The following is a 17,622-nucleotide window of genomic DNA, read 5'->3' as shown; positions in this document are numbered from 1 at the left end:
CCGAAAGATCCCACGGTCGGGACGAAGAGCTGGCCTGCAATCGAACAAAGAGCTGATCATAAATCTTGACACACCAAACCCCCATGTGAGCAATCCAGACTGCCGCCGCGGACGCAGTCTGGATTTGCTTCGCTACGCTCGCAATGACGGCGTTGAGACAGTTGCTCCTAACACCACATCTCGTGCCCCGGAGGCCGCACCGCTTGCGCGCTGCAGCGAGTCCGGGACACGCGACCGCTCTGCCCCCGATTTGCATACCTCTCGCTCTTGTAACAAAACGGTCATGCAGCGAAACTAAACGAAGCCGGGGGGCCGCGGTCGCGGCCGAGCCGCCTCACCGCAGGGAGAGATTTGATGCGCCGTTCACTGGTGTTGCTGTCCGCCGGACTGACATTCCTGTCCTCCGGACTTGCCTCTGCCCAGAACAACACGCCCCGCAACTTGATCCTGTTCATTCCGGACGGTCTTCGCGCGCTGAAGGTCACACCGGAGACCGCGCCAGCGATGGCCGAGGTCCGCGACAAGGGCGTCAACTTCAAGAACCCGCATTCGTTATTCCCGACCTTCACCATGGCCAACGGCTCGGCGATGTCGACCGGTCACTATCTCGGCGATACCGGCGTGTTCTCCAATACGATCTGGACCAACTACACCTCCGTCCCCGCCGGAGACACCGTGGTCCCCTTTATCGAGAACGATGCCGTGCTCGGCGACATCGACGAGCATTTCAAGGGCAACTATCTGAACGAAGAGACCATCCTGAAGATGGCCCGCGACAAGGGGTTCAGCACCGCCGCATTGGGCAAGCATGGTCCGACCTATCAGTTCGACCATACCGACAAGCCCGAAAAGCCCGGTCTGCATTCGATCGTGTTCGACGACGCCACCGGCGGCAAGAACGGTGTGGCGCTGTCGGACGAGGTGAAGGACGCGCTGACCAAGGCCGGCCTGCCCACCGCCACGCCACCACGCGGCGACAATTCCAAGGCGGGCGACGCCAAAACGCCTGGCACCACCGTCGCCAACGTCGCGCAACAGGCCTATTTTGCCGATGTCGCCACCAAGGTGGTGCTGCCGATGTTCAAGGCGCGCAACAAGCCGTTCGTGCTGGTGTTCTGGTCGCGCGACCCCGACGGCAGCCAGCACAATACCGGTGACAGCCTCAATCAGATTATGCCCGGCATCAACGGTCCCACCTCAATGGCTGGCATCAAGAATGCCGACACCAACCTAGCCCAGCTCCGCAAGGCGCTCGACGAGCTCGGGCTCGCCACATCGACCAACATCATCGTTTCCGCGGACCACGGCTTCTCGACCATCTCCAAGGAGAGCAAGACCAGCCCCTCGGCCAAGATCAGCTATGACGACACGCCGAAGGACTTTTTGCCGATGGGCTTCCTGGCGCTCGACCTCGCCAAAGCGCTCGACCTGCCGCTGTTCGACCCCAACGACAAAAATGCGAAGATCGAAGGCAATAAGCATCCCAAGGCCGGTAACGGCGTGCTCGGCAAGGATCCGACCAAGCCCGATCTCGTCGTCGCGACCAATGGCGGCTCCGACCTGATCTATCTGCCCAACAAAGACAGGACGCTGGCGGCGAAGACAATCAAGGCGCTGCTCGAGCAGGACTACGTCTCCGGACTGTTCGTCGACGACTCGCTCGGCCGCTTCCCCGGCACGCTGCCACTGTCGAGCATCAATCTGCGCGGCAAGGCGGCGACGCCGACGCCGTCGATCGTCGTCAACTTCCGCTCCTATGCCAGCGATTGCGGCGAGGCGCCGACCAACTGCTCGGTGCAGGTCGCCGATACCGTGCTGCGCCAGGGCCAGGGCATGCATGGCAGCTTCAGCCGCGGCGACACCATGAACTTCATGGCCGCGATTGGTCCGGACTTCAAAGCCGGCTATGTCGACGAGATCCCGGTCAGCAACGCCGACGTCGGCATGACCGCGGCCCGGCTCCTGGGCCTGCGCGGCGCGCAGAACGGCGTTCTGGTCGGCCGCGTGATCTCGGAGGCCCTGCTCAATGGCACGATGCCGAAGGCCTATGCCGGCACGCTGAAGTCCAAACCGGCCGAGGGTGGCCTGATGACCGTGCTGAACTTCCAGCGCGTCGGCAGCCAGCGCTATTTCGATGCCGCGGGCTTCCCCGGCCGCACGCTCGGGCTCGAGCTTGAGGGCGGCAAACAAAAAACGGCGGGGAAATGACCCCGCCGCTCGATCGCGTCTGCATGGGGCGCGTAGATGTTAAATGCTCAAAACCTTACATGCCGATGTCGAACACGCTCGGCAATTGGCCCGCCAGAGGCAATGCGGTGGCGCCCAGGAAGGTCGCCACCATCGCCATTAGGCGACGGTTGTTCTGGCGCTTGCCGCGCATCTGGCCGGCGATCCACTCCAGCATCTCGCTGTTGACCTTGGAGGCATAGGATGGTGCCCAGCTCTCGATGTCGGTGTCGGCCGAGAGCGCAACGCTGCGCGGCGGCACCTTCAGGCCGGAGGCGCTGGCTGCATAATGGGCAACGGCCTTGGCGAGCAGGTCGTCGAACCGGCCACCGTCAGTACGTTCGGTCGCGGCCTCGTTGATCTCGAACAACACTTCGGCCTCGGTGCGGCTCACCGGCTGGTCGTTGACGGCAGTGGCCGTCAGGATGCGTACGCACCAGGCGGTGTCGTCGGCATCGAGCGAACGGGAGAAATGCACCCTTCCTTTGGTGGTCGGGCCTTCGCCCGTGATCACGCCGTCGCGCACGATGGTCAGCGCATGGGCGGCCGTATCGCGGCAGGACGGTTCGAGGGACAACGACTCGGTAGGCTTAGGCGCAGCGGCAGACATAGTTCACTTCCAGACTTCTTCTGATCGGCCAGCATTTTCATGCCGACGTAAAGGGGTGGTTAACGATTCGATACCGGGGTCGCGACTTTTCTAGATGGTTGCCAATTGGTCGCTGTCAGGACCATTTTGGTTCTAGGAAGCGCCGGGCGAGCGTGATGGAAGTCATAAACGGCATTATCGGGGCAATCGGCACCGTGTCACCCCGGGTGGAGATGTTTCGCCGCAGGCGCCACGGTCACAGAAAGGTGCTAGAAAATCGGCCTTTCGAAGAAGGAATTCACATTTTACTTGAGCCGGTTCACTTGGCTTCGCCAAAATCCTATACTGATGATGACGGCCCGAGATGAATTCCATAGTAAATTCAAAGAGATGAGGTAGAACAATGACACTTCCGATCGGCGCCACCGCCCCCGACTTCGAAGCTGAGACCACCGAAGGGAAGATCAAGTTCCATGACTGGATCGGCAACAGCTGGGCGCTGCTGTTCTCGCATCCCAAGGACTTCACGCCGGTTTGTACGACCGAGCTCGGTGCGCTGGCCAAGCTGAAGCCGGAATTCGACAAACGCGGCGTCAAGCTGATGGGCCTGTCGGTCGATCCTGTCGACCGCCACTCCAAATGGTCGGAGGACATCAAGGAGACGCAAGGCGCCGCGCCGAACTATCCGATGATCGGCGACACCGATTTCAACGTCTCCAAGCTCTACGGCATGCTGCCGGCCTCGACCTCGGGCGATCCCCTCACCCGCACGCCGGCCGACAACCAGACCGTTCGCAACGTCTTCATCATCGGGCCGGATAAGAAGATCAAGCTGGTGCTGGTCTATCCGATGACGACAGGGCGGAACTTCCAGGAGATCCTGCGCGTCATCGACTCGCTCCAGCTCACCGCCAAACATCGTGTCGCGACGCCGGCCGACTGGAGCCAGGGCGAGGACGTCATCATCGCGGGCTCGGTCTCCAACGACGAGGCCAAGACGATCTACCCGCAAGGCTGGAAGGAGCCGAAGCCCTACATTCGCATCGTGCCGCAGCCGAAATAACCCAACTCCCATCCCGGGAGGGTCCGACGGACCAGACCTCAGGTGCGCAATTGCGCGCCGGGGGATCTCGAGATTTCCTGGTGCGCAGTTGCGCACCAGGGTTCGGTCCTTTGAACGCCCCGCAATGCCCGCGTTGGATCAGGCCGCGTGGACGCGGTCGAGGAAGCCGTCAACCTCGGCCTTCAGATGCAGGCTCTCGCCTGATAGCGCCTGGGCGGAGGCAAACATCCGGCTCGAGGTCTCGCCCGTTTCGCTCGCGCCCTTGGCGGCGTGACGGACATTGACGGCGACATCGGCCGTGCCCGACACCGCCGCGCGAACGCTGGCCACGATGTTGTGGGTCGCGCTTTTCTGCTGCTCGACCGCAGCCGAGATCGAGCCGGCGATGCCGCTGATGCGCTCGATGGTGTGGCTGATCGCCTTGATGGCGGCGACCGATTCCTCGGTCGCGAGCTGCATGCTCTCGATCTGGTTCGAGATCTCGTCGGTTGCCTTGGCGGTCTGGCCGGCCAGCGTCTTGACCTCCTGGGCCACCACGGCGAAGCCGCGGCCGGCGTCGCCCGCGCGGGCGGCCTCGATGGTGGCGTTCAGCGCCAAAAGGTTGGTCTGCTCGGCGATCGAGGTGATCAGCTTGACGACGTCGCCGATACGCGCGCCGGCTTCCGAGAGCTGCGCGATGCGCTGGTCGGTCGCCTCGGCCTGCCGCACCGCTTCGGCGGAGATCTCGTTGGATTCCTGCACCCGGCGGGTTATTTCGGAGATCGATTGGGACAGCTCGTCGGAGGCCGACGCTGCCGAACGCACGTGCTCGGAGGCGTTTTCGGAGGCTCCGGCCGACCGCGCCGACAGATCGGCGGTGGAGCGCGCGACATCGGTGAGTTGCCGTGCCACGCGCTCGAATTCGCCCGACGATGCGAGCACCTTGTCGAGAATGCCGCCGACGCTGCCGCGGAACTCCTCGACGAAGCTGCGCAGCTCCGCCTTGCGCTGCTCGGCTGCCGCAGTCGTTGCCGCCGCCTGCTCGCTGCGCAGGCGCGCCCGCTCCAGCGAATTGCTTTTGAACACGGCGACGGTGCGGGCGATCTCGCCGATCTCGTCGGCGCGATCTTCGCACTCGATCGCGACGTCGCTCTGGCCGTTGGCAAGCGCCGTAAGCGAGTGCGTGACCGAGGTGAGCGGTTTCGTGACACGGCGGACGATCACCAAGGTGAGGATCAGGACCAGGAGCGCCGCGAGACCGGCGGCCGCGGCCATGCTCGAGATCGCCTGGGACAGCATGCTCTCGAACTGGGCCATGGGGATGCCGACATAGAGAATGCCGGTGACCTTGCCGGTCGCGTCCAAGATCGGGAAATAGGCGGTCATGAACGACTTGCCGAACAGCGTCGCCGGCCCCTTATAGGCCTCGCCACGACGCAGCGGCGCCTGTCCCGGATGATCGGCGGCAAGCTGGGTGCCGACCGCGCGATCGCCATTCTCCTTCTTCACATTGGTCGAGCGTCGCACGAACTGTCCGCTCGCCTCGTCGAACACGAACAGGGTCGCATTGCCGCCGACATAGGACACTGCGCGATCGACGATGGCGTGATCCCTGAGCTCGGGCATCTTAGGGATCTCGGCGCGTACGACTGCGCCATCCCTCACCGTGATCTTGACGTCTGGAACGGTCTCGGCAAAGGCCAGCGCCAGCGTGCGCAGATTGACCTCGATGTCGCGGAGAGCACGATCATTGAATGCGGATGTCAGCGACCAATAGCCGGCGCCGACCACGAGCGCCGTGTTCACGGCGATCAGCAGCACGGCGCACAGGACTGCCTTGGTGCCGAGCTTGAACTGCGGCTGAAGTTTCGCCGTTAGAAAGTTGGACATGAATCGAGTGCCCCCCGTAGCTCCTGCATATTGATGCAATCGGCTTACGGCCCCATTAACGACCGTTCCCACCGCCGACGCGGGCATCCTTTCCAAATCGTAAACAAGCCCCTCACCACGCCGAGCGCTTCGCCCTTCATCGTCTAGCTCGGCGGGATCTCCGCCTGTCCGGCCACCCGCCCACTCCGCAGCCGGTTAGCGATCACGCGACCGGGGCGCCGCGCTCGCCGCCTGCGCAAAGATCCGCACAGGTTGAACGTTGCTTTGACACAATTGTGAAACCCGCTATCGTTATCGCTTCGTTCAAACCATGGGGACGATATGGACAACGAGAAGCCGATCACCGAGCAGGCGATGGAGACGATCACCACCGCCGTGGAAGCGACCAAGGACGCCGCGGTCACCGCCGTCAAGCAGGTGAAGGAAGCCGCGAAGAAAGTCGCGGCGAAGAAGGCTGCCAAAAAGACGGCCAAGAAGGCTGCGAACAAGACCACCAAGAAAGCCGCAAAGAAGTCGTCCAAGAAAGCCGCGAAAAAGGTCGCCAAGAGATCTGCGAAGAAGTCCGCCAAGAAAGCCACCAAGTCGAAGAAGAAGGCCAAGAAGGCCAAGCGCTGACCGCAACGCTCGGAAACCGCTAGGAGCGTCGATTGACCACAAAGACCGCTGTGGCGCAGAGCGCCATGCCGGCAATGGCAATTGCGTCCAGCTTTTCTCCGAACAGCAGGTAGGCCATCAGCGCCGTCACGGCTGGCACCAGGTAGAACAGGCTCGCGACCGAGGTTGCCGCGGCGTGGCGGATCAGCCAGTACAACAGCCCGATCGATCCGATCGAGAGCGCCACGGCCAGCCAGGCGAGCGCGAGCACGAATTCGCGCGTCCAGTGCACCACGCGGTCTTCGAACAGAAAGGCGCCGATCGCGAAGAAAATGGTGACCGCCAAGTATTGCACGAGATTGCCGGCGCGCCAGTCGATGTGATTGCAGTAGCGGCGCTGATAGAGCGTGCCGAGGGTGATGCTGATCAGCGAGACCACCGAGGCGAGCCAGCCGAGCCCGGCTTCGCCGCTCATCGGGCGGTTGTGCAGGATCAGGACGACGCCGCCGAGACCGAGCACGAGGCCGGCCCATTGCACCGGCGTCACCTTCTCGCCGAGCCAGCGATTGGCGATGGTCGAGGTCAGGATCGGCTGCAAACCCGGAATCAGCGCGGAAAGGCCGGCCGGAATCGAATGCGCGATCGCGATCGCGGTGCCGCCGAGATAAAAGCCGTGGACCAGAATGCCGGCGACCGCGCTGTGCGCAATGCCGGTGCCATCAGGCCATTTCGGCCGCGCGATCGCCGCGATGATCGCCATCAGGCCGACCACGATCGCCATGCGGATGGCCAGATAGGTCAAGGGATCGGCGTTGTCGACGACGTATTTCGTGCCGATGAATCCGGTGCTCCAGAGCAGGACGAACAGGATCGGCGCCGCGCGGGCGGTCAGCGCTTCCGGATTGTGCTTCATTGCCGCCTCCATGCCCGATGGGGCTCCATGCGGCAATACGAATTTCCGGACGAGCGATGCTGCGCTGCGACGAACAGCGCGAAGCCGCGGCTCAGCCGCTCACCACTCTTCCGGGCAGGGGTCGATGATTTTCCAGAGCTCGACCCCGTTCTTGATTTTCTTCATATCAGTGGTGAGCCCGCCATTGCGGCGGATCCAGTCCTTCACCTTGTCGGGATAGTAGGACATCAGATCGGAGGTGCCCTCGGCGCTGGTGACCTTGATGCCGAAGGTGAAGGCCTTGTCGTAATAGGCCTGATGGAAGCCGAGGCTGGCGCGCGGCGTCACGCAGATCTTGTTCATCGGCACGATGCCAAGCACGAGCGTGCAGGCCGAATTGCAGATGCCGTCGATAATGACGCGCTCGCCCTTCTCTCGCACGCGCTTGTACTTGGCCTTGTACTCCTCGACATAGCCGCCGTGGTCGCGTGTGATGTGCAGCTCGGCGCGCGCCGGCGTAGCGGCGGCGAGGCAGAGCAACAGCAGGCTCGGAAGCATGATGCGCATGGCGACGTGGCGGCGAAAGCCTTCAGGAATGGACCGGCCTCGAAGGAGCCCCCAAAAAGGCCGGCGAGGGATTCTAAACCGAATACTATTTGGTCACACTTGTGTGGGGAATTCGTTAAGCATCCCGAAAAGGCCAAAAATGGGCAGCTTTCGACCGCATCTCCGGCAATTCTGTCGCACCCACCCGGAAATCTGCGGTTTAGGCATGATTCCGAGCCTCCGGACCGATGTCCTGACCACCCGAAATTGCTATAAATAGCCGACCCATTCGCGCAGGTTCCGGAGAATCAGATGAGCAAGTTGAAGCTTGTAGCCGCAGTTGCTGTCCTGTCGGCTGCAACCCTAGCCCCTGGCCTCGCGGAGGCGCGGGGACATCACCGCTACCACCGCGCCTACGCCAACCCGCTGCCCTACCCGATCAGCTATCTGCACAATTACGGACCCGGCATCACCCCCGGCACCTTTGCCTATTACGACGGCCCGTCCACCAACCACTGCTACCGCAGCGCAGCCGCTTATATCGGCCAGGACGGCCGCCGGCACCCCTGCTACTGAGGAGCGCCGCGTCCTTCCCGCGGGCGTTCTTATTTCGCGACGCCCGAGAGCAGCAATTGCTTCTCGATCGCGTAGACTGGCAGCTAGACGAGGTCCTTACCGATCTCGCGCTGAATCGCCTTGCACGACGTCGGAATAATCGGCGCGTATCATGCCAGCGCGCGCGGTTGAGCCACCATGGTCAGGGCCAGGTCTCGCCCGCGCTAACGTCAACATCGAGACGGCCGCCCAGGCCCCGCAAATTGCGCAGGATCAAGGATGGCGGCACGCGAGCACCTGCCGGCGCAAGCGCAACACTGAATCGGAGATGGTTTGGTGCCGTTAAGATCATGCCTGACGCTCGGCTGACCGAAGATTTGTTCATCAGCATTACATTTCGGGTTCGCCACAATTTGATCAGAACATCATCGATATCCTGCACCGCGTCAGCGGAGGAAGACATCATGAAGCTCAAGATTGGCCTCGTCGCCGCATCCTTGTTCGGTGCCCTCGCGGCATCGCCGGCGGCGTCCGCCATGCCCATCGCGCCCGCGCCTGCAACTCCGCAGGTCTCCGACGTCGAGCAGGTCCGTATGGTCTGCAACGCCTGGGGACGCTGCTGGTGGCGTCCGAACTATTATGGGTATTACGGACCGCGGCCATACTACGGCCCCCGGTATTATGCGCCGCGCTACTACGGCCCACGCTATTATGGCTACGGCTATCGCCGCTGGTGATATCAAGGGGCCCGAGGGCCCCTTCGCTTTTGCGAGAAGACGCATCTGGAAGCCCGCAAGGGCGCGCCCTTGGCGCCCGAGGTTGATGGTGAAAGCGCGGGCGGAGCAATCAGAGGGTGTGCCACCAATGCGTGACGTAAACCCTGCAACCTTCGAGAACCCGCTCGGCACGAGTTTGTCACCCATGGCTCAGGTACGACCTGTTACCTATGTCTCCGGGCTGGATACGGGCTGGACACAATAAGCGTGGCGCGCTCGGAAGGATTCGAACCTCCGGCCCTCGGAATCGAAATCCGATGCTCTATCCAGCTGAGCTACGAGCGCCCCGGCCCAAAGATTGGGCCGCAACCGAGACGCGCCTGACCACTGTTGGAGAGCCGCACAGCGGACGGCGTTCGGGTGGGTTCGAATTAGCAGAGAGGTCGCCCAATATAAAGCCCCACCCGCCTCCGTTCGAGACGAGTCGAAGGCGCTCTCACCAGGTCGTGTTGAAAAGACCGAAATGCGGCTGCTGGGCCACCAGCATCGGCCGGCCAAACTGTTGTGGCCCACCATACTGCGGCCCACCATATTGCGGGGCGGTGTGCGCTCTGGCGACCTTACGCTTGGGCTGAGCCTGGACTTGCGGCTTCTTGGCGGCGTCGGCCTTGGCGCCAGGGGTAAACTGGGCAAAGGTCTCGCGCACCCGCGCCTTGGCCGACATCTCCGCGAGGGCCGCTGCCGACGCGGTATCCGGCGGCTGCGGCGCCGCGACGGTGGCGGTCTTCATCGCAGGCGCGGCAATCGTCGGCTGGCTGGTGTCGAGCACGACACGCTCAGGCAAATGGCGATCGGACCGGATCCGGATCAGTGGCTGGTCGTTGCTCGCGGTCGCAACAGCTTGCGTCACTGGTGACGCCGGCAGGACGAAATCCACGGCAAATAACAGTGCGAGCAAAGCTCCACCGACAAAGATGAAATACCGAAAGATGGGCATTGCCGCGCTCCGCCCCCCGCATCCCCGCGTGGGCTCTCCGCCTCAACAGGCGATCTTCTAATTGGTTCCTAGCCCAGCCGTATGGTTCAAATGGCGACGCGAAGTTTTTTGGCCAAGCCTTGCGGCGGTAACTTTTCCGCTACCGGAGAATGCAGCGCTTTTACGCGCGGCGGGCTGCAACCAGTGAACACTTCGCCTGATCGGCATTCACATTGACGAAGCCGACGGGGATATGCGCATAGGTCTTGCGGCTCTTCATGCTGACGGGGTCCGCCAGCACACGGCCGCGATCGGTGAGATGACTGCCGTCGCGCCGCGCGAAAGCGCAGACGATCTCGACATCCTTTACGGCATAGTCATTGTCGTTTCGCAGCGTGAACGTCACCAGCGCCTTCGAGCCGAGGCCGCCGCGGCGCCAGGTCTGCGATGAAATCCTGAGACGACCGAGTTCTGCCATTGCCGGCGCCCGAGTTTCGGCAGCCGGCGCGCCCGCGGCTGCCGAATCGCCTGAAGGAGCCGTCTCGACGGCTGCCAGCTCCGATGTCCCCGACTCAGCGCCATTGCTTTTGGAGAGAGGCAGCAGCATCCAGATTCCGCAGCCGACGATGATCGCTGCCAGCAACCACAGCAAACTTCGGCCAAACGAGACGCTCGCAACCGTCACAGCCCGCGCCAATCGCTCGCTGATTCCGGCGAAACGCCTCAACCCGATCCGGTCAAGCCCAGCGTTCATGGTTTTCGTCACCGACAGCGGCTTGCGCCCGTCCGACGCCGGACCGAGCCACTGGTTACCTTAATCGGGAACACGAACTAAGGTTCCCCGCCGTTGCGAATCGGCAAGCACGGTGGTGATCACCGGCAGGGGCCGTTAACATGCGCCGCAACATCAAAGACCCCGTTGGGAGAGAATGAAATGCCAGTCGTCACTTGGGATCACGTCCATCTGCGCAGCCCTGATCCGGAGGCCACGGCGGCCTGGCTGCGCGATATCCTCGGTGGCGAGATCGTGCGCGCGCCCGGACGGATCGACGTGAATCTTGGCGGGGCCAGGATCTTCATCGCGCCGCTCGAAGGCGACGGCGCCGTCAGCCCGCCTCCTCCGCATCCGCATCAGGGCCTCGACCATTTTGGTCTGACGGTAAAGGACATCGACGCCGTCGCCGCCGAGATCAAGGCCAAGGGCGTCACTTTCACACGCGAGCCGACGACGATCAGGCCCGGCATACGCATCTGCTTCATCCGTGGCCCCGAAGGCATCTCCATCGAACTGCTCGAGCGCGACACTAAGTATACCTGATGCAGCGCGGGCGGCATCAGGCATCGGCCCTCCGGGCGAAGCGTCGCCTGGTGGCCTATGTCATGCTCCCAGGCATAAAGCAGCGGATGGTGACGCCCATGGAGCCGTAGATCGGCCAGACCATGGTTCGTCCGACCCGGTTCGGCTCCGAGATCACGGCCTCCGCGGGCACGTCCACCCAGACGAGCTCCTGCGGCTGGCCGTCGATGCCGGAGCTGTAGCGCGGGATGCGGACACGATAGTGGCCGTCCTTGCTGTCCCAATCGGAATCCGAGACGGCCGAGCCGTCGGCGTCCGAGCAGCAAGGCCCCTTGCCGCTTCGCAAGCCGTCGAACCAGGCCTTCAAATCCGGATTGGTGTTCGCGAACTGGCCACGGTCACGCGCATGCCCGAAGGAGGCCGCGAGCGCACTCAGGGCCAAGGCGCACGCGAGCCTTGTCAAGCTTCGCCAGCGTGTCGCGCTGCCGCTCCGCCGTCGTTCGCTTTTGCAATTCGCGGGACGCACACTGTACAGACGCGGCTCAACGCCGCCTGAATCGATCCAGTTGCTCACGTTCGTCTTGCTCCAGCACTCCGCCGCCAGTGCGACAATGGCTATGCATTTCGCGGGCCAACTCCACTCGCAACGTCCGGCCTCGCCTCATCATCAGACCGTCATGACGGCGTCACGCACAAGCCGGAACACTCACGGCTCGCGAGGGCTATGCCCCTGCCACCCGGCAAACTGCCGCGTTGCGCGTGCGGATGCGCTTTGGCATAAATGCTCTACCGGTTACGCCGTTGGGCAATGGCGGCCGGCCTGCGGGACGTGATGAAGAACGGCCTCTATTCGATTCACGTGAGCCTGCTCGACGGGCGGGTCGGCAAAGGCAGCGGCGTGATCCTTTTCCGCGACGGCAAGATTCTTGGCGGTGACGCCTACCTTTATTACACCGGCAGCTACATCGTGAAGGACAACACCTTCAAGGGCGAAGTGCTGGTGCAGCGCCACACCTCGCCACGGGGCGACGACAATCCACTGTTCGGCGGCCCCGCCCCGGTCGGCATCGGCGTCAGTGGCACCTTTACGGAGACGCGCGGGGAGATGACCGGCACGGCGCTGGTCGGCAAGGCCAGCCAGATCTTCGGCGCGACGCTGCGCAGGCTCGCCGACGTCGATTAGGGCGTGCCAATAAGTCATGACGCCCGGCCCAAACCAGTCTGCAGCAGCCTCCTGACATCCTGAGCAATAGATCGTATGCAGTGAGGATGCCTGGACCGTGGACATATCGCCCATGGGCACGTGACTCGGCGATCGAGCTCGGCCAGCTCGAGGCGGCACAGGCGGTCGCGCTCGCCTGTCACCTTCACGCCGATGTCCAGGTCGCCGCCGTCCGCAAGGGATGGCGCATGTACATGACCACATTCGGAGAGTTTCTCGCTATCTCGGGCGATATCGTCGTCATCCCGGCGGGCGTACCGCACGCCTCGCACGGCGGCGCGGGCTCGATCGTCAATCATCTCTATTTACCGGGCGATCATGCGGCGGTGAGAGGGATCTCGGAGCCGTTCTACATCCGTAACTCACGGGCAACCTTGCCAGAGGAGATGCTCGACTCGATCGGCTCGCATGATCCGTGCCCGGGACGTCTGACGCTGCCGGCCAAACGTGCCGCACTGAGGGAGCTGGTCTCGTGCGACGATCTCGACATCCGCACGATCGCGGCACGGCAGGGCCGATCGACCGACGGCTTCATTCGGCAGTTCAAGCGAGAGATTGGAATGACCCCTGCCGCCTATCGTCTTGCGCTACGACTGGCAGCGGCACGCTCGCGTTTGAAGTGCGGCGACACCGTCGCGGACGTGGCTTATGCCGGCTCGTTCTCCGACCAGAGCCACCTTGGTCGCCTGTTTCGGCGCGCTTACGGCGCAACGCCTGCCGCCTACCGTTGCGCGTTCGCAGATTGAGACGGTCGATTTCGTTCCAGACGTGAATTGGCTCCAGGCGCTAAGCTGGCGCCACCTCTCCATGCCATTACGAGCCGCGCATGAAGCTTCTGCCACCCTTCGTCGTCCTCTCCGCGGGCCTGAGCCTCGCCTTTCAGCAGGTGCTGAACGCCAGCCTTGGCAACGCCATGCAATCAGGAAGGTGGGCGGCGTTCGTGAGTTATCTTGGCGGGTCAATCGCATTGCTGCTGGTCCTGATCGTCGTGCGCGAGCCGATACCCGCTGCCGCCCTGGCCGGACGAGCGCCTTTGATCGCATGGACCGGGGGAATTTTCGGCGCGATCTTCATCGCGACCAGCATCCTCATGGTGCCGCGCCTCGGCGTGGCGACGGTGTTGACGTTGATCGTCGTGGGTCAGTTGCTCGGTTCGTTGGCGTTCGACCACATCGGGCTGTTCGGCCTGCCGCGCTATCCGATCACGTTGACACGCGCGTTGGGCGCCGGGTGTCTCATCCTGGGCGCGGCTCTCGTTCGCGGGTAACGATCGCCGGCAGCGCGGCGCTAGCGAGTCCGCGACCTGATCATTCCGCCGCCTGCTCGAGCGGCGCTGTGCGCGGCAGGATCATCTGGATGCGCGTGCCACCGCCCGGCTCGGAATCGAGATCGAGCCGGCCGCCGAGCCGGTTGGTGACAATGCTGTAGACGATGTGCAGGCCGAGGCCGGTGCCGCCCTGATCGCGCCGTGTCGTGAAGAACGGATCGAAGGCGCGGCGGCGGACGTCGAGCGACATGCCGCAGCCATTGTCGGAGAAGACGATCTCGACATTGTCCTTGCCGGACTCGCGCACCTGGATGTCGATGGTCCCTGGCCGGCCGTCCGGAAAGGCGTGCGCCACCGAATTGAGAAACAGATTGGTCAGCACCTGGCCGTACGGGCCGGGATAGCTGTTCATGATGAGATCCGGCTGGCACTCGACATTGAGCGTCAGATTGTGCTTTCGCAGGCCGGGTCGCAGGCTCATCACCACCTGCTCGGTGAGGTCGCCGAGGTCGAAGCTGCGCTGGTCCGAATAGTTGCGGTCGGCCGCGACCTGCTTGAACGACTGGATCAGCTCGGCGGCGCGGTTGAGATTGGAGACGAGCTGCGAAGAGGCATCGCGGCTGGTGTTGAGAAACTCGTTGAGCGTGGAGCGGCGGAGCTCGCCGCGCTCCACCTCGGCGGTGAACATCGCGGTCTTGCGCTCCAGCGCGGACGCGACCGTGAGGCTGATGCCGACCGGATTGTTGACCTCGTGCGCGACGCCGGCGACCAGGCGCCCGAGCGCGGCGAGCTTCTCCGCCTCGATCAGCGAGGCCTGGGTCTCGCGCAGATTGCGCAGCGCGGTCTCGGCAGCTTCCTTGGCCTTGCGCATCTCCTGCTCGCCGCGCTTGCGCTCGCCGATGTCGAGCGCGACGGTGACGATGCGTTCGATCTCGCCTTCGGCGTCGAGCAGCGGCAGCTTGTTGACGAGCCATTGCCGCATGTTGCCGGAGGCGTCCTTGTACTCCTCCTCATAGAAGCCGAGCCCCCTGCGGAGCTTGAGCACGCGCTTGTCGCTCTCGTCGGACTTGGCTGCGCCATAGCGCGACATCAGGTCGGCCGTGGTGCGGCCGAGCGCGTCGCCCGGCTCGATGCCGAAGATGCCGGCCATATAGCGGTTCATCAGTACATAGCGCAGGTCGCGATCCTTGACGTTGATCACCGCCGGCACGGTGTCGATAACCTGCTGGAGCAGGCGCCGGCCTTCGGCGATGGCATCTTCCGCCCGCTTCTGGTCGGTGATGTCGCGCAGCGTGCCCTCGTAGCGGACGATGTTGCCCTGCTCGTCCCGCACGCCTGTGGCGCTGTCGGAGAGCCACAGGATGTTGCCGTTGCGCTGGCGAACCTGATACTCGAACTCGCGTACCATGCCGTCGCGCGCCATCAGCCGCTGATATTCGGCACGCGCCTCGGGGTGGACGTAGATCGTATGGGCGATGTCGTTGATGCTGTCGATGAGGTGCTGCGGGCTGTCGTAACCCATCATCCGCGCCAGCGCCGGATTGGCGTTGAGGAGGTCGCCGGCCGGCGTCGTCACGTAGATGCCATCGACCGAGCCCTCGAACAGTTTTCGGTAGCTCTCCTCGGCGAGGCGCTGCTCGGTGAGCGCGCGCACCGCCGCCTCGCGCGCCGTGTCGGCCTCCTCGAGCGCGCGGCGGAACACTTCGGCCGCGCGCGCGATGTCGCCGATCTCGTTGTCGAGGTCGGCCGACGGGATCGACGTGTCCTTCTGGCCCGCCGCAAGCGCGCGAATGGAGCGCGCGATCTGGGCGAGCGGACGGACCGTCCTTCGCACCACGAACAGCGCGGCGCCGATGCCGATCAGCACGCCGACCGTGCCGAGCACGATGCTCTGCCACCGCGCCTCGGTCAGCGTGCGGGCAAAATCGCGCGACAGCACGTGGCCGCGGCGCGAACTGACCTCGCGCAGCAATTCGGTGACGCGGCCGATCAGGCGACCCTCGGTGCCCAGCACCTCGCGGTCGATGTCGGCGATCTGTCGCTCGCGGACGGCGACCGCCATGATTGCCTCGGCGTAATCGTTGACGGCCGACCTCAGCTTGCTATCGGCGGTGTCCATCGCCCGCATTCCCTCCGCGGCCTGCTCGGCCGCGGAAGGGTTGCGCGCCAGCAGCCCGAGCGCGATCCGGCTCTGCGCCTCGGACAGGCGGGAGGCCAGCTCGCGGTCCGTGGTGCCGGCGACGGCCGCGTCGAAACGGTCGCTCAGCGGTGGCAGGCCGGCGAGCAGCTGGGCGCGGCGGTCGATCAGGGTCGAGATCCGCTCCAGGCCCGTCCGATAGGTCGCAAGCCGCTCGGTGACCCCGTCGATCATGTCCTGCTGCTCGGGCGCGAGCTCGATGCGGGTCTTCTTCAGGATATCGCTTAAGGCGGAGGCCGCCTCGCCCACCTGCTGGAACTGGATGCCGGCGCCGGGATCGGTGACGAAGTCGCGCGCGGCGAGGCGCAATTCGTTCATGCGGCGATCGATGTCCTCGGCGAGGTCCCCGACGCTCTGGAGCCGCTGCAGCTCGGCGAAGGTGGTGTCGATATGCCGGATCGCAATCACGCTCGCGGTCGAGGTGACGATAATTACCGCCAGCACCAACAGGAAGCTGCCGAAGGTGAGCTGGCCGATGGAGAGCGAGAAGGTTCGCTTTTTCTCTGGGATCGGCATCAATTCGGCGGACATTGGGGCTTTTGAGGACCAGGCTGCTGGAGGCCCAATATACGACGTATTGCGCCCCCGGGGGAACATGCCTGTGGCCGACGAATATCCTTAATATCCGGAGCCTGCCGCCTCTCTTCGTCTCGGACTAAGAGCTCTTGACGCTTGCCGGCCGCCCGGCCGGGATCGTCATGGCGGCAACGCCGAGGACGACGCAGGCCAAACCGATCCAGGCGGTCCGGCTCAAGGTCTCGCCGAGGAAGGCGATACTGATGGCAACCCCGATCGGGACGCGCAGATAGGCCTGCGCCGTGGTCCCGACCGAGCCCAATGTCTGGATCAGACGGAAGTAGATCGCGAAGGCCGCCGCAGTCGAGAACACGGCCAGCGCGAGCAGCGCCAATACGGAAACCGGCGAAGGCGACAGCGTCCAGGGCTGCTCGATCGCGAGCGAGGCCGGAATCAGCACGGCTGCGCCCGCCAGCAGCGAGCCGGCGGCCGGCGCCATGGGGTCGAGCCCCTTGAAACTGCGGCCGAAGATCGCGGCGCAGGCATAGCAGATCGTCGCGGCCACGATCGCCGCCTCCGCCAGCAGGCCGCTGCCGATGTCATGGAAGGCATTGACGCCGACGATCAGCAGGATGCCGGCCATGCCGGCGATCACGCCAAACAGCTTCCGCGGCGTCGTCGCCTCGTGACGGGTGATCAGCGCCGTGAGCAGGAAGGTGAAGATCGGCCCGGCCGAATTGAGGATCGTAGCAAGCGCAGCATCGACATGGCGCTCGCCCCAGGCGATCAACGTCCAGGGGATGACGCTGTTGAGCACGGCCTGGAAGGCGAAGCGCTGCCAGGTCTCGCGGTCGGTCGGCATCCCAATGCCGCGCGCCCGCATGACGGCAAGCAGCAAGAGGCCCGCGATCGTGGTACGCGCCGCGATCAGCGTGACCGGCGGAATGGTGGCAACGCCCAGCTTGATGAAAGTGTAGGAGCCGCCCCAGAGTGTTGCGAGCGCGACCAGCAACGCCAGCTCGACGGCGATGTTGGTACCCTGCCGGTTGTCCATGACTTGCGTCCCATCCATTCGCGATGGACAGAACCTAGCTTGT

20 protein-coding genes and 1 tRNA gene are annotated in these 17,622 nt (G+C 64.0%); 10 read left to right on the top strand and 11 right to left on the bottom strand.

Features of this window, described 5'->3' with window-relative positions:
* The first annotated feature begins 354 nt into the window (after window positions 1–354).
* A complete protein-coding gene (locus IVA87_RS30960; RefSeq protein WP_247336731.1) occupies window positions 355–2,208 on the top strand; it encodes a nucleotide pyrophosphatase/phosphodiesterase family protein in 1,854 nt (617 codons plus the stop codon).
* 55 nt (window positions 2,209–2,263) lie between these two features.
* On the opposite strand, the gene IVA87_RS30955 is transcribed toward IVA87_RS30960, so the two are convergent.
* The gene (locus IVA87_RS30955; RefSeq protein ID WP_247301113.1) at window positions 2,264–2,836 is read right to left on the bottom strand and encodes a hypothetical protein; all 573 of its coding nucleotides are present in this window, start codon (window positions 2,834–2,836) and stop codon (window positions 2,264–2,266) included.
* Between the two features lie 382 nt (window positions 2,837–3,218).
* Between IVA87_RS30955 and IVA87_RS30950 the strand changes: the two genes are divergently transcribed.
* On the top strand, window positions 3,219–3,878 hold the full coding sequence (locus tag IVA87_RS30950) for a peroxiredoxin (RefSeq protein WP_200473640.1): 660 nt from the start codon (window positions 3,219–3,221) through the stop codon (window positions 3,876–3,878).
* Between the two features lie 138 nt (window positions 3,879–4,016).
* Here IVA87_RS30950 and IVA87_RS30945 read toward each other — a convergent pair whose 3' ends face one another.
* Complete coding sequence (locus tag IVA87_RS30945; RefSeq protein ID WP_247301114.1) at window positions 4,017–5,747, bottom strand: Cache 3/Cache 2 fusion domain-containing protein; 1,731 nt, start codon at window positions 5,745–5,747, stop codon at window positions 4,017–4,019.
* 321 nt (window positions 5,748–6,068) lie between these two features.
* Here IVA87_RS30945 and IVA87_RS30940 point away from each other — a divergent pair, with 321 nt between their 5' ends.
* The gene (locus tag IVA87_RS30940) at window positions 6,069–6,362 is read left to right on the top strand and encodes a histone (protein ID WP_247336729.1); all 294 of its coding nucleotides are present in this window, start codon (window positions 6,069–6,071) and stop codon (window positions 6,360–6,362) included.
* A gap of 19 nt (window positions 6,363–6,381) precedes the next feature.
* Here the strand turns inward: IVA87_RS30940 and IVA87_RS30935 are convergent, their stop codons facing one another.
* Both IVA87_RS30935 and IVA87_RS30930 read right to left on the bottom strand, forming a co-directional pair.
* Window positions 6,382–7,254 (bottom strand): DMT family transporter, encoded by an 873-nt coding sequence (locus tag IVA87_RS30935; protein ID WP_247301116.1) that lies wholly within the window; start codon window positions 7,252–7,254, stop codon window positions 6,382–6,384.
* 99 nt (window positions 7,255–7,353) lie between these two features.
* Complete coding sequence (locus tag IVA87_RS30930; protein WP_247301117.1) at window positions 7,354–7,800, bottom strand: hypothetical protein; 447 nt, start codon at window positions 7,798–7,800, stop codon at window positions 7,354–7,356.
* A gap of 291 nt (window positions 7,801–8,091) precedes the next feature.
* Here IVA87_RS30930 and IVA87_RS30925 point away from each other — a divergent pair, with 291 nt between their 5' ends.
* Window positions 8,092–8,355 (top strand): hypothetical protein, encoded by a 264-nt coding sequence (locus IVA87_RS30925; protein WP_247301118.1) that lies wholly within the window; start codon window positions 8,092–8,094, stop codon window positions 8,353–8,355.
* Between the two features lie 181 nt (window positions 8,356–8,536).
* Here the strand turns inward: IVA87_RS30925 and IVA87_RS30920 are convergent, their stop codons facing one another.
* Window positions 8,537–8,809 carry a hypothetical protein gene (locus IVA87_RS30920; protein ID WP_247336724.1) on the bottom strand — a complete coding sequence of 91 codons (273 nt, stop codon included), beginning with the start codon at window positions 8,807–8,809 and terminating at the stop codon, window positions 8,537–8,539.
* Here IVA87_RS30920 and IVA87_RS30915 point away from each other — a divergent pair.
* Window positions 8,799–9,071: a hypothetical protein gene (locus IVA87_RS30915; RefSeq protein ID WP_128941210.1), complete on the top strand. Its 273-nt coding sequence runs from the start codon at window positions 8,799–8,801 to the stop codon at window positions 9,069–9,071. The genes IVA87_RS30920 and IVA87_RS30915 overlap by 11 nt on opposite strands.
* A gap of 247 nt (window positions 9,072–9,318) precedes the next feature.
* Here the strand turns inward: IVA87_RS30915 and IVA87_RS30910 are convergent.
* The 3 genes from IVA87_RS30910 to IVA87_RS30900 form a co-directional block, all read right to left on the bottom strand.
* Window positions 9,319–9,395: transfer RNA gene (locus IVA87_RS30910), tRNA-Arg, on the bottom strand.
* Window positions 9,396–9,546: 151 nt separating this feature from the next.
* On the bottom strand, window positions 9,547–10,047 hold the full coding sequence (locus tag IVA87_RS30905; protein WP_247301119.1) for a hypothetical protein: 501 nt from the start codon (window positions 10,045–10,047) through the stop codon (window positions 9,547–9,549).
* 160 nt (window positions 10,048–10,207) lie between these two features.
* Window positions 10,208–10,504, bottom strand: coding sequence for a hypothetical protein (locus IVA87_RS30900; protein WP_247301120.1), 297 nt, complete (start codon window positions 10,502–10,504; stop codon window positions 10,208–10,210).
* Between the two features lie 148 nt (window positions 10,505–10,652).
* Here IVA87_RS30900 and IVA87_RS30895 point away from each other — a divergent pair, with 148 nt between their 5' ends.
* Together IVA87_RS30895 and IVA87_RS30890 are read left to right on the top strand one after the other, a co-directional pair.
* Window positions 10,653–10,844: a hypothetical protein gene (locus tag IVA87_RS30895; RefSeq protein WP_247301121.1), complete on the top strand. Its 192-nt coding sequence runs from the start codon at window positions 10,653–10,655 to the stop codon at window positions 10,842–10,844.
* Window positions 10,845–10,960: 116 nt separating this feature from the next.
* A complete protein-coding gene (locus tag IVA87_RS30890; RefSeq protein ID WP_247301122.1) occupies window positions 10,961–11,344 on the top strand; it encodes a VOC family protein in 384 nt (127 codons plus the stop codon).
* Window positions 11,345–11,399: 55 nt separating this feature from the next.
* Here the strand turns inward: IVA87_RS30890 and IVA87_RS30885 are convergent, their stop codons facing one another.
* Complete coding sequence (locus IVA87_RS30885; protein ID WP_247301123.1) at window positions 11,400–11,897, bottom strand: hypothetical protein; 498 nt, start codon at window positions 11,895–11,897, stop codon at window positions 11,400–11,402.
* A 258-nt stretch (window positions 11,898–12,155) separates the two neighbouring features.
* Here IVA87_RS30885 and IVA87_RS30880 point away from each other — a divergent pair, with 258 nt between their 5' ends.
* From IVA87_RS30880 to IVA87_RS30870, 3 genes are all read left to right on the top strand, one after another.
* On the top strand, window positions 12,156–12,506 hold the full coding sequence (locus tag IVA87_RS30880) for a GrlR family regulatory protein (protein ID WP_247301143.1): 351 nt from the start codon (window positions 12,156–12,158) through the stop codon (window positions 12,504–12,506).
* Between the two features lie 86 nt (window positions 12,507–12,592).
* Window positions 12,593–13,291 carry an AraC family transcriptional regulator gene (locus IVA87_RS30875; RefSeq protein ID WP_247336718.1) on the top strand — a complete coding sequence of 233 codons (699 nt, stop codon included), beginning with the start codon at window positions 12,593–12,595 and terminating at the stop codon, window positions 13,289–13,291.
* Between the two features lie 80 nt (window positions 13,292–13,371).
* Entirely contained in the window at window positions 13,372–13,812 is a 441-nt protein-coding gene (locus tag IVA87_RS30870; RefSeq protein ID WP_247301125.1) for a DMT family transporter, read from the top strand.
* A gap of 40 nt (window positions 13,813–13,852) precedes the next feature.
* Here IVA87_RS30870 and IVA87_RS30865 read toward each other — a convergent pair whose 3' ends face one another.
* Window positions 13,853–16,540 carry a PAS domain S-box protein gene (locus IVA87_RS30865; protein WP_247336714.1) on the bottom strand — a complete coding sequence of 896 codons (2,688 nt, stop codon included), beginning with the start codon at window positions 16,538–16,540 and terminating at the stop codon, window positions 13,853–13,855.
* Between the two features lie 124 nt (window positions 16,541–16,664).
* Window positions 16,665–17,579 carry an EamA family transporter gene (locus IVA87_RS30860; protein WP_247301127.1) on the bottom strand — a complete coding sequence of 305 codons (915 nt, stop codon included), beginning with the start codon at window positions 17,577–17,579 and terminating at the stop codon, window positions 16,665–16,667.
* Window positions 17,580–17,622: the final 43 nt, after the last annotated feature.

Origin of the sequence: Bradyrhizobium sp. 147, from assembly GCF_023073935.1 — a bacterium.
Classification (GTDB): domain Bacteria; phylum Pseudomonadota; class Alphaproteobacteria; order Rhizobiales; family Xanthobacteraceae; genus Bradyrhizobium.
Note: the sequence above shows the minus strand (reverse complement) of the source record. Positions and strands in the feature narration are given on the sequence as shown.